The following is a 10,940-nucleotide window of genomic DNA, read 5'->3' as shown; positions in this document are numbered from 1 at the left end:
GCGCCGCATTATACTCAGGCCAGTTCGTCGTGCGATACACAGGTGCGGCAGGTTTGGGCATCACGCCCATCTATCCCGCTCGATTCCCTACGTGAATCGCCAACGTCAGTTTTGCAACAAAGCCCCTCAAGGGTGAACAGCAGGTCGCGAAGCGAACGCGATAGCCGATCGAGCTTCCATACCACGAACACATCGCCGGCCTTCAACGCGCCGATCGCGCGCGCTAGCTCGGGACGGTCAGCCCGGCCGCCCGAAGCCTCTTCCTGGTAGATGGGATCACACCCGGCATCGCGGAGCGCGCGAAGCTGTGGGTCTATGTCCTGGGAGTCGCCTCGCGACACGCGAGCATAGCCAATTTCCATGCCTTCATTCTGGCACGGGATTCTGACACCTGCAAACCCTTGGAAAAGCTGGGTGTAGATATCAGCGCTGATTGGCACTGTCTGTCAGCGGTGAATGTCACCCTGCGCGGGGCGCGTCCTTCTCACCAAAAATCGAGCAATGGGTAAAGACACTGAAGCAGCGTCATGATGGCTTCACGAACAAAGCATAAAGCGCGCTTCAATATGGGTGTGCCATGGCTTTTGATCATCAACGTCAATCGAGTGCGGTTCGGGGCAGCTCATCTGGCTCGATCGTTCGGATGGGCAATGACGGACCTGCTGCTGGCCTGGCATCTTCACACGGTGGTCGGCCTATCAGGGGCCGCCACATCGGCGTTGATGATGGTTCTGTTGCTGATCGGAGCACTGGCGAACATCGTCGTCGGATACGGACTGGCCTCCGTGCGGACCGTTGCCTCCTCCTACCTGCGGCTGCAACTGCTTGGCGCCGTGATGACGGCGGTCACGCTCGCAGCGCAATTCCTGCTGCGCGAACCGACTGCCGTCGTCGCTACTGCGGTACTTTTTAGACTGGCTTTCGCGATGCAGGACGTTCCGCAAAGCGCGCTTGGATCGTTGCTCGCGATCGACGATGAGGATGCCAACGGATATGCACGCCTCCGCGTAACGCTGAGTGGATGCAGCCGCATCGCTGCCATCCTTCTTCATCTGCTGCTGCTCCGGATTGGCTCGCCGTCATGGGCGATGGTCGCTTTGAGCATGATCGGGGGGAGCCTGGTTCTCAGTTCGGTCGGCCTCTTCGGAGTGAGGTTTCCACCCGTCGTCATGAATCCCGTCGAACGCCTGCGAGCGAGTTCGCTGCCGAATGGTTTGCCACGGCTGCTATGTGCTTTTGCGATCTCCGCAGCGCTCTTGCCGACCGTCAACCGCCTGCTGATTTTCACGCCGGCGACAGATGCATCGGTTCAGGACATAGGAAGCTGGTTGCTTGCCGTCTTCTATTGCGGCGCAGTCGCGGGCCCTGTCGTACAGCGTCGCATAAGCGCCGGCCGGAACGAGCGCCTGGTCTGGGTCATGACAATCGCCTCGGCGGCCATCAGCGGGATCTTACTGGTCGGCGCGACTTCGTATGTCTCTATCGTTGCGGCCGCCGTGCATGGTGCCGCGCTCAGCATGATCGGCGCCAATCTCTGGGCTGGTGCCGCCCGTATCGCGATGGCGGACGCCCATAGCGGCCCCAGGCGCGACGGGCTGGTCGCGGGTGCGGTGATCCTGACCACCCATCTGTCGATGGCACTAGGTTCGCTGATGCTTGCGCCGCTGATCGAGGGGTATGAGGCCGCCGACCCCCGCGCTGCCTTCAGTGCCACGCTGGTGGTCTGCGTTGGAGCATTGGCGATCATGCCGCTGGTCGTCAGGCAAAGAACAGCGCCTGCAACGGCATGAGCGCCGCGCCGATGGCTGCGGCGTCCCCATCTACCTGCCGCGCCACGATTTTGGGCAGGCGGAACGGCTGATCGTTGCGCGGCGGGCTCGCCGGCAAGGTGATCCGCGCCGCCAGCCGCTCGGCGAGCCAGCCGGGCAGACGGCCGCCGATCACGACCGTCTCCGGGGAGACCATATGACCGAGCAAAAAGGCAAGTGAAGCGAACGGCCGCTCGGCCTCGGCCAGCCAGCCTTCGATCCCCGGCATTCCGCGCGTAATTCCCTCGAGCATTGCCTCGACCGAAGCGAACGGGTCGCCGCCCTTTGCCAGATGGACACGGAGTCGCTCGAGATTGGGATAGCCCTGATCGAGTAACCACCACACGCCGCCGAAATCGCCGGCATTGCCCAGCGCGCCGCGCATCGGCCGGCCATCGACGATCAAGCCACCGCCAAAACCGTTGGTCAGATGGCAAAAGGCGAAGGTCGGGGAGGTGCGGCCGACGCCGAGCAGGCTTTCGGCGATCGCCGCCGTCGTTGCGTCATTATCGCATAGCACGGGTAGCCCGAACGCATCGCCCATGATCGCGGGCACATCCGCATCGACCCAGTCGGCCAGTACCGCCGGCGGATTGAAGCGAAGCGGACCATCGACCAAAAACCCGCCGAACCCGACCCCTGCGCCAACAAGCCGGGTGGAATCGATCCCGGCCGCAGCGACCAGATCGTCGCGTTCGCAGCGAATGTGCGCAACGATGGCGGCCCGACTGCGATCTTCCAGCGCCACGCGCCGGGTGCCGCGAACGGCCCCGGCAAGATCGACCAACGCCATTGACAGGGCGTCACCGACCAGACTAGCGCCGATGCCATAGGCAAAGTCTGCCGACAGATGCAGCAAAACGCTGGGATTGCCACGCCCGGTTGGCGCGCGTGACGTAGACGTGACGATACCCTCCGCGACGAAGCCGTTTACCAGACGGGCGATACTCGGCTGCGAAAGGTCGAGCCTGCCCGGCAGCGACGCCTGGGTCGCACCGCCTTCCTTCAGGAGCGTGTCGAGCAACGCCCGGCCGCCCGCGCCGATCGGCCTGAACCATCCGGGCTGATCGATCCGGCCGAGCGGGACCATACTGGTGTCGCGTGTCATTCTCTCGTCACATTAGGATAATAGGCGAATACTATTCGGTAGTATGAATGACGGCATAGCTGGCCGCAATCACCGATGGAGGATCACTCCCGGCGTCGCTGATCGATGCGGGGCCGCACCAATGGGGAATATCATGCCTGCTCGTCATATCGCCTACCTGCTCGCAGCTGCCTCTTTCCTGCCCTTGGCCGCCGCCGCCCAGACTCTACCAGCGCCAGCAGAGGCCGGCACACCTGAAGTGGCAGGCGATGCACAGACCGCAACCGACATCGTCGTCACCGGCACTTCGACGCGCCAGCGCAAGTTCGATGCGCCTTATTCAGTGTCGACGATCGATCGCGCGCGCATTGATCAGACGGCGCCGCACAGCGTCGCCGACCTGTTGCAGGCGACGCCGGGCATCACCGTCGAAGCCTCCGGTGGTGAGGGCGGTGGTGAGAACGTCGTCATCCGCGGCCTACCATGGAGCGGCTGGCGGCTGATCGATCTCAATCAGGATGGGATGCCGCTCTACGAGAGTAATACCGAACGATACCTGAACATCGACGAGCTGTACCGTGTTGATCTCGACACGAAGCGCGCAGAGGTCGTGCGTGGCGGCACCGCGCCGATCTTCTCGAACAACGCCTCGGGCGGCGTCGTCAACTTCATCACCGGCCACGGCACGCCGAACAATGAGGGCGCGGTGCGGATCGAAACCGGCACGGGCAGTCGCGTGCGCGGCGATGCCTATGTATCCGGCCCGATCACCGACCGGTTGATGGCGACAGTCAGCGGCTTCTACCGCCGCGACGACGGTTTGCGGAACACGGGCTTCAGCAACGCCGACCTTGGCGGCCAGATCAAGCTTGGTGCCACGTACCGCCTTGATCGCGGCAAGCTGTGGGCCGACGTCAAATATCTCAATGATCAGAATGTGTTCTACACTGCCGTGCCGCTGGTGAACCCGTTGACCGGCGCCTCTCTCGAATCTCTGATCGATCCGCGCAGCGGCACGCTGACCTCCGCCGCGTTCCGCAACGTTACGCTGCGCACGCTGGATGCCAACGGCAACCCGATCACGGTCCGGCGTGATCTTCAGGACGGCATCCATCCCAACGTGTTCACCGCGACGGCCGGCGGTGACTATGATCTGGGCAGCGGCTTTCAGATTACCGACACCTATCGCCACACCGGCGGATCGACGCAGTTCAACGGCATCTTCAACGGCTCGCCGGTCGGCGCGAGCGCCTATCTCGCCAGCCGGCTCGGCAATGCGATGTCCGCGTTCGGCAACAGCGTCACGTCGCTGCGCTACGTCGTCGCTGGCACCAACACCGTGTATGATCCGGCGACCACCGCCAATCTGATTATGGCCAACACCTGGGGAGCGGTGCGCACAAGTCTGCGCTACGACGCCAACGACATTCACCTCAACAAGACGCTGGAGACGCCGATCGGTCGTAATGCGCTGACCGCCGGATTTTATTACAGCAACTACCATTACGAGCAGCAGCAACTGCTCAACGCCATCCTCACCAACATCAAGACGCAGCCGATCGCGCTCGACATTCAGGCGCTCAATTCCGGCGGGCAGGTGGTTGGCAACGTCACCGAGAACGGGTTCATCAGCTATGGCGGCGGCAGCCAGAACGGCAGTCTGAACGGCCATTCGACCGCCTTCTACTTCGCCGACACCTGGCAAGTTACGCCCGCCTGGTCGGTCGACGCCGGCGTGCGCCGCGTGTCGCGTAGCCAGGACGGCGTACAGGGTATTCTCGGCGCGGTCGCCGCGAGCGCCACCGGCCCGATCCCGGCACGCGCCGTCAACGGCGTCGTGCGCTACGTGCCGCATTCAGAAGACTTGAAGGGTACGAGCTACACGGTCGGCACGGGCTATATCTTCTCGCCCGATGCCAATATCTTCGGCCGCTATACCCACACGTTCAGCTACCCGCGTTTCGATACGATCCTGGGCGGCGCGACGCTGCCGGGCAGCACCGCTCCGCTTCCCGTGGCGACGGTCCAGCAGGCGGAAGGCGGTATCAAATACCAGTTCCCCGGCCTGCGGCTGACCGCGACGGGCTTCTGGTCCAAATTCGACAAGCTCAACGGCGGCACGCAGGTAGCGGACGCAAACGGGCTCATCACCAACGCCAACATCATCTTCAATTCGCGCACCTACGGGGTCGAGCTGGAAGCCGACGTGAACCCGGTTCAGGGCGTCGAGATCGTCGCGACCGGTATGATCCAGAATCCGAAGATCGTCACCGTCCAGACACTGACCGGCCTTGACGCGCAAAGCTCGCAGGGCGGCGATATCCCTCGCATCCCGCGCTACCAGTTCACCGTCACCCCCGCCTACAGCTTCGATGCCGGTGGGATGAAGGCACGCGTGTTCGCCAATGTCTTCACGATCGGTCGCCGGTACCAGGATTTTTCCAACCTAAGCCGCCTCCCCGCCTATACCAGCTTCGACTTGGGCGCGTCGCTGGTGACGACGAACGACTTCGAGCTGCGCGGCGTCGTCGATAACGTCGCCAACGTCGTCGGGCTGACCGAGGGCAACGCGCGCGCTGCGGGTATCGCCTTCGGCACCGTCGCCGATGCGACGGTCGGGCGTTCCATCTTCGGGCGGACATTCACGCTGTCGCTGACGAAGCGCTGGTGATGTGGCCTAAGTCGTTCGTACTCCTGCTCGCGGCGACGCTTGCCGCGGGCCCCGCTGCCGCGCAGGTGGCGGGCGCGGGCAGCGTGCGAGCACAGTTTGCGCCCGCCGGCAGCACGTTGGTGGTCGCACACCGCGCCTGCCACGCACCGGCGCCGCGTCATGACTGGCGCGAGCCGCTGCCGGAGAACTCGCTGCCGGGAATCGATCGATGCGTCGCGCTCGGCGTCGACGTGGCGGAAGTGGACGTGCGTCGCACCCTAGACGGCTATCTGGTGCTGATGCACGACGAAAACGTCGACCGGACCACTGACGGCCACGGCAAGGTCGCCGACCTGACGCTGGCGAACATCCGGGCGCTGCGGTTGCGGCGCGACGAGGGGGGACCGGACGCGCCGCTTACTGATGCCCACGTCCCCACGCTCAAAGAGGCGCTTGCGCGCGCGCATGGGCGCATCATCCTGAACCTCGACATTCAGGCGGGCCTGCATCCCGACGTGATTGCCGCGGTCGACCAGGCGGGACAGGCGGACGGGGTGATCGTCAAGGAACCCGTCGGCATCGGAAGCCCGATACTGACGGGCGTTGCGCCGTTCGACCGGGTGCCGTTCATGCCGATTCTTTCCCCTGCGGGCGACGGCAGCGACCTGCCTGCTCTCGCGACGAGACAGACGAGCAGGCGGCCTCCGGTGGCGCTGGAGCTGCCGCGCATGACCGACGCGACGCTGCCGGTACTGTCGGGCATTGCACTCGCACACCGCACGCGGCTTTGGGTGAATACGCTGTGGGAGGGCTTCGTCCGCGGCTGGGGGGGCGACGTCGACGCGCTGCGTGATCCCGATGCCGTATGGGGCCGGCTGAAACGTGCTGGCGTCTCCGTCATCCAGACCGACGAACCCGAGGCGCTGCTGCGCTTTCTTCACCGCTGAGGTTGCCATGTCATCTGCTGCCCTCCTCGTATCCCTGCTGCTCTCCGTCGCCGCACCCGTCCCGGCTTCGCAGCAGCGGCTCGCCACGACCCGCCAAGTGCTCGCCGACCCGCAGTCCAAGCGTCTTATTGTCGTCGCGCATCGCGGCTGCTGGCATCAAGCGCCGGAGAATTCGGTGGCCGGGTTGGATGCCTGCGTCCGCGCGGGGGTCGACGCGATCGAACTCGACGTGCGCCACACGCGCGACGGCGTGGCGGTCATCATCCATGACGAGACGCTCGACCGAACGACGAACGGTCGTGGCGCGGTCGCCGATCACGATTGGGTCGAACTGTCACGGCTAAGATTGCGCACAGGACATGGCGGCCCGGATGCGACGCTGACCGACCACTCGATCCCGACGCTCGACGCCTATCTCGCAGCGGCAAAAGGGCGCATGATGATTGTGTTCGACGTCAAGGACGGCAGCCAGCGCGACACGTTCCGTCACATCGAACGAGCCGGCATGGCTGACCAGGCGATCTTCTTCTACGAATGCGTCGACCGGACAATCGCGGACGCGATCGCGCCATTCCGAAACCGGGTAACGACCTTTCCGATCATGTTCGGAAAAGACGGTCCGCTGGCTCCCGCCGCAGCTCGCTGCGCCTCCACGCCGCCCGGCTGGGCCCATATCAAATGGAGCGATCCCACCTGGCTGAACGACGCAGCCCGAGCGCATGCGCGCACGGGCCTTCGTCTCTGGACGGCAACGATGTTCCCGGCGGATAATGCCGGTTTGGACGATGCCCGGGCGCTGCGCGACCCTGATGCCGTGTGGGGCGCGCAAATACGGGCCGGCGCCGGCATGATTATGACGAACCAGCCTGAGGCCCTGCTTGCCTATCGCGACCTCTCGGCAAAATAGGCGTTCGCCAATCCGGCTTCCCGATTGGGAAGGTCCAGTGGGATTTTTCGGGCTCGGATCATGCCGCCTTTGTCGCAGATGTGGCGAGTTGGCGTCCGAGCGTCCGGTAGACGGTCGGCCGAGATATCGAGAACACCTCGGCGAGATCGCTGATCGAATAATCGTCGGTGTCATACATGCGACGCAACTCCTTCTGCTGACGATCCGACAGCTTGGGCCTCTTGCCACGCAGCTTCCCCTTTGAGCGTGCGACCGCCATGCCTTCGCGGGTCCGCATCCGTATCAGGTCGGCCTCGAACTCGGCGAATGTCGCGAGGATGTTGAAGAACAGCTTGCCCATCGGGTCGGACGGATCATTGACACTTGCTCCAAGCTGTAGCTTGACGCCCCGCACGGCGAGGTCGTGGCCGATCGCCCTCGCATCCGGCACCGATCGCGCTAGCCGATCGAGTTTTGGCACTACCAGCGTGTCACCGCTCCGTACCGCCGCAAGCGCCTGATCCAGGCCGGGTCGCGTTCGGTTTGTTCCGGTGAAGCCCTTGTCGGTGTAGATGCGATCGGCGGCGACGCCGAGCTTGACCAGCGCGTCATGCTGGGCGGCCAGGTCCTGTTTGTCAGTGGAGCAGCGGGCGTAACCGATCAGCGTGTGCGTCATGGTCGATTGTGTAACGTAAAGGGGTCCCTCAACGCAAAAGATATAGTACCATCTATGTGAGACTCGGCTTTTGGCGGTTTACCGTGCCTCGATAGGTCAGCCGGCGACCGTCCGCTGAACGATCCTCTTTCGGACGGGGTGGATCACGATGGTCGATCATCGAAAGCCAGAGTCGGGTAGTGCGGAAGTCCCCAAGCGGATGGCCTTGCTTCGCCGGCACCTCTTTGATGCGGTGCCGCTGGGTGAGGCTGCGATCGATGCCGGCATATCGACCCGTACCGCGCACCGCTGGCTCACCCGCTACCGTGCCGATGGTCCGGCCGGGTTGGCGCGTCCGATCCGACCGGAAGCCGGCAAGCGTACCTTCCCGAGAGAACTGGTCGAACTGATCGAGGGCATGGCGCTGCTTAAACCGCCGCCATCGATCGTAACCATCCATCGTCGTCTCGCGGGCATTGTCGGCGAACGGGAATGGCAAATGCCGTCTTATGGCAGCGTGCGGGATATCGTGCGCCGGATCGATCCGGCGATGCTTACCTTGGCACATGAAGGTGCTGCCGCCTTCCGCGACAAGTTCGAACTGGTACATCGACACCGCGCCGAACGCCCCAATGCGATCTGGCAAGCCGATCATACCCAGCTAGATATCCTGATCCTCGATGCAGACGGTCGCCAAGTGCGGCCGTGGTTGACGACGGTGCTGGACGATCACTCGCGCGTGATCGCAGGCTATATGGTTTTTGTCGGTGCGCCGTCCGCGCTCAACACTTCGCTCGCGCTGCGGCAGGCCGTCTGGCGCAAGGCCGATCCGGCATGGCCGGTTTGTGGCATTCCCGACGTGCCGTACGTCGATCACGGGTCGGACTTCACCAGCCTCCACCTCGAACAGGCTGCGGCCGATCTTCGCATCCGGCTGATCTACTCCGCCGTTGCGCGCCCACAGGGACGCGGCAAAATCGAGCGGCTGTTCCGCACCATCAACACGGAACTACTGGCAGAACTGCCGGGCAATCTTCGTAACGGCAAACCGGTTTCGCCTCCTCGCCTGACGCTCCCCGCACTGGACGCCGCAATCGGCGCTTATATCGTGGCGACCTATAACGTCCGCCCGCACCGCGCGATCGGCGTACCGCCCGTGGATGCATGGCGCGGCGATGGCTGGTTGTCGCGGATGCCGGAAACACTGGAGGAACTGGACTCGCTGCTGGTCATGGTCGCCAAACCTCGCATCGTCCACCGCGACGGCATCCGTTTTGAAGGCCTGCGATACTTCAACCCTACGCTTGCCGCCTATGTCGGCGAGCCGGTTACGGTCCGCTACGATCCTCGCGACGTAGGTGAGGTTCGGGTATTCCATCGCAACGCCTTTCTCTGCCGGGCCGTCAGCCCCGACCATGCCGGCCTGAACATCACGCTCAAGGACGTTCAATCCGCGCGCCTTGCCTATCGCCGTCGCGTGCGAAGCGAGATCGAAGAGCGGAAGGCCCGCGTTGCGGATTATCTTCCTGCGATCCTGCGCCCGCCCGGTTCCGGCACGAAACAGATTCCAACGCCGAAACCCGCACCTGCCACGCCCGCCGAGGCGGTACGGAGCAAGCCACGTCTCCGCACCTATTACGAGGGCGAGTGATGGCAGACGGCAGCGCCCGCGCCACCAGCTTCATCTCGACGCAGGAACATCGCCGTTTCACCGAGTTTGCCAACGCCGTGCGCAAGCACCGCTACATGGGCTTGTGTCACGGCACGGCCGGCGTCGGCAAACCCTGTCCGCGCGCCGCTACGCCCGTTGGGACGGCGCAGTTGATCTGCTTATGACCTGGGGCGCGCGGCAGCCGTCCGATCTCAAGATCTACGCAGATCTTAATCGCGCGCGTACCGTTTTTTATACGCCGACAGTCGGCAGTACACTTCGCGAGCTTCGTCAGGACCTCCTCCGGCTCATCGGGAGAGTCGATGCCTGCGTCGATGAGCATATCCGCCCCAAAGATCAAATCATCATGTCGCCTCGTAAACATCATGTCGAATTGGTGATCGTTGATGAGGCCGACCGCCTGTCCAACACGGGGCTGGAATATCTGCGTGACCTGTTTGATCGGCAGGGCAACGGCCTTCTTTTGATCGGAATGCCCGGCATCGAAAAGCGGATGGAACGATACCCACAGCTTTTCAGCCGTGTCGGCTTCGCTCACCATTACAGGCCGTTGCAGGATGAGGAACTGACCTTCGTTCTAACGCGACGTTGGCGCGACCTCGGGCTGGCGATGGACGATGCGGATTTCACGGACGGGCAGGCCGTCGCAACCATCGTGCGGATTACAGGCGGCAACTTCCGTTTGCTCCACCGCCTGTTTGTCCAGATCGAGCGCATCTTGCGGATCAACGGCCTGAACGCGATCACCGACGACGTGGTGCAAGCGGCGCGCAGCACCCTTGTGATCGGTGTCACTTAGCGCTGACAAAACTGTGCCAATTAGCTCTGACATCTACAAGCTGGGATAGGGTGCCGGTGTCAAAACCGACCGAGACTGTTGAAAAACTCGGTTCGCCTGTGCGGCGCATCACAATCGTGCATTCGGGAAGCGATAGGCGCACGAATATCCCGTAGAGCGGCGTATGGTCGCCAGAGAATTACAGAAAGGCGCAATTATCTGAAGCGACGGGAGTTTTTCAACAGCCTCGACCGGTTTTGACCCACCGAGGCCTTGGCAGTTTGCCTTTACCTGACGACCAGCGCGAACGCTGTTCGCTGAATCCTCGAAGCCATGGATCCCGCATAATTTAATTCAGGTTAGACCGGCCCCGCCTCCATCTATACTCCGTCTGCTTGACGACCCGCGAAATCGTCGCTCGCTCAAGCCATGATTCTGTAATCTGCAGGATCGATGA

General features: G+C 63.3%; 9 protein-coding genes and 2 pseudogenes. 7 read left to right on the top strand and 4 right to left on the bottom strand.

Annotated elements, in window-relative coordinates; all coding sequences use genetic code 11:
• Window positions 1–125: 125 nt before the first annotated feature.
• A pseudogene (locus QN347_RS17330) lies at window positions 126–362 on the bottom strand (recombinase family protein); the annotation flags it as partial.
• Between the two features lie 288 nt (window positions 363–650).
• Between QN347_RS17330 and QN347_RS17325 the strand changes: the two are divergent.
• Complete coding sequence (locus QN347_RS17325; RefSeq protein ID WP_416194458.1) at window positions 651–1,790, top strand: hypothetical protein; 1,140 nt, start codon at window positions 651–653, stop codon at window positions 1,788–1,790.
• On the opposite strand, the gene QN347_RS17320 is transcribed toward QN347_RS17325, so the two are convergent.
• The gene (locus QN347_RS17320) at window positions 1,759–2,916 is read right to left on the bottom strand and encodes an ROK family protein (RefSeq protein WP_323494225.1); all 1,158 of its coding nucleotides are present in this window, start codon (window positions 2,914–2,916) and stop codon (window positions 1,759–1,761) included. The genes QN347_RS17325 and QN347_RS17320 overlap by 32 nt on opposite strands.
• A 133-nt stretch (window positions 2,917–3,049) precedes the next feature.
• Here QN347_RS17320 and QN347_RS17315 point away from each other — a divergent pair, with 133 nt between their 5' ends.
• The 3 genes from QN347_RS17315 to QN347_RS17305 are packed head-to-tail and all read left to right on the top strand — an operon-like array spanning window position 3,050 to window position 7,399.
• On the top strand, window positions 3,050–5,566 hold the full coding sequence (locus tag QN347_RS17315; RefSeq protein WP_322159963.1) for a TonB-dependent siderophore receptor: 2,517 nt from the start codon (window positions 3,050–3,052) through the stop codon (window positions 5,564–5,566).
• A complete protein-coding gene (locus QN347_RS17310; RefSeq protein WP_322164101.1) occupies window positions 5,566–6,492 on the top strand; it encodes a glycerophosphodiester phosphodiesterase family protein in 927 nt (308 codons plus the stop codon). Before QN347_RS17315 ends, QN347_RS17310 begins: the two co-directional genes overlap by 1 nt.
• A 7-nt stretch (window positions 6,493–6,499) precedes the next feature.
• Entirely contained in the window at window positions 6,500–7,399 is a 900-nt protein-coding gene (locus QN347_RS17305) for a glycerophosphodiester phosphodiesterase family protein (RefSeq protein ID WP_322159965.1), read from the top strand.
• 58 nt (window positions 7,400–7,457) lie between these two features.
• Here QN347_RS17305 and QN347_RS17300 read toward each other — a convergent pair whose 3' ends face one another.
• On the bottom strand, window positions 7,458–8,054 hold the full coding sequence (locus QN347_RS17300) for a recombinase family protein (protein ID WP_322159967.1): 597 nt from the start codon (window positions 8,052–8,054) through the stop codon (window positions 7,458–7,460).
• A gap of 148 nt (window positions 8,055–8,202) precedes the next feature.
• Between QN347_RS17300 and QN347_RS17295 the strand changes: the two are divergent.
• Window positions 8,203–9,420 (top strand): annotated as a pseudogene (locus QN347_RS17295) (Mu transposase C-terminal domain-containing protein); the annotation flags it as partial.
• A 131-nt stretch (window positions 9,421–9,551) separates the two neighbouring features.
• On the opposite strand, the gene QN347_RS21000 reads toward QN347_RS17295, so the two are convergent.
• Complete coding sequence (locus QN347_RS21000) at window positions 9,552–9,665, bottom strand: twin-arginine translocation signal domain-containing protein (protein ID WP_416194506.1); 114 nt, start codon at window positions 9,663–9,665, stop codon at window positions 9,552–9,554.
• Window positions 9,666–9,683: 18 nt separating this feature from the next.
• Between QN347_RS21000 and QN347_RS17290 the strand changes: the two genes are divergently transcribed.
• Window positions 9,684–9,869, top strand: coding sequence for a hypothetical protein (locus QN347_RS17290; protein WP_322159971.1), 186 nt, complete (start codon window positions 9,684–9,686; stop codon window positions 9,867–9,869).
• Complete coding sequence (locus tag QN347_RS17285) at window positions 9,866–10,504, top strand: AAA family ATPase (protein WP_322159973.1); 639 nt, start codon at window positions 9,866–9,868, stop codon at window positions 10,502–10,504. The genes QN347_RS17290 and QN347_RS17285 overlap by 4 nt, the downstream gene beginning before the upstream one ends.
• The last annotated feature ends 436 nt before the right edge of the window (window positions 10,505–10,940 follow it).

It is taken from the genome of Sphingomonas sp. 10B4, assembly GCF_035019905.1.
GTDB classification, from domain to species: domain Bacteria; phylum Pseudomonadota; class Alphaproteobacteria; order Sphingomonadales; family Sphingomonadaceae; genus Sphingomonas; species Sphingomonas glacialis.
The sequence above is the reverse complement of the archived record's forward strand: the minus strand, read 5'-3'. Positions and strand labels throughout refer to the sequence as shown.

What these genes read in the sequence shown, in the direction of transcription:
- QN347_RS17315 (WP_322159963.1), top strand. Translation starts at nt 3,050, where the DNA reads ATGCCTGCTCGTCATATCGCCTACCTGCTCGCAGCTGCCTCTTTCCTG.
- QN347_RS17285 (WP_322159973.1), top strand. Translation starts at nt 9,866, where the DNA reads ATGACCTGGGGCGCGCGGCAGCCGTCCGATCTCAAGATCTACGCAGAT.
- QN347_RS17310 (WP_322164101.1), top strand. Translation starts at nt 5,566, where the DNA reads ATGTGGCCTAAGTCGTTCGTACTCCTGCTCGCGGCGACGCTTGCCGCG.
- QN347_RS17290 (WP_322159971.1), top strand. Translation starts at nt 9,684, where the DNA reads ATGGCAGACGGCAGCGCCCGCGCCACCAGCTTCATCTCGACGCAGGAA.
- QN347_RS17305 (WP_322159965.1), top strand. Translation starts at nt 6,500, where the DNA reads ATGTCATCTGCTGCCCTCCTCGTATCCCTGCTGCTCTCCGTCGCCGCA.
- QN347_RS17320 (WP_323494225.1), bottom strand. Translation starts at nt 2,916, where the DNA reads ATGACACGCGACACCAGTATGGTCCCGCTCGGCCGGATCGATCAGCCC.
- QN347_RS17325 (WP_416194458.1), top strand. Translation starts at nt 651, where the DNA reads ATGACGGACCTGCTGCTGGCCTGGCATCTTCACACGGTGGTCGGCCTA.
- QN347_RS17300 (WP_322159967.1), bottom strand. Translation starts at nt 8,054, where the DNA reads ATGACGCACACGCTGATCGGTTACGCCCGCTGCTCCACTGACAAACAG.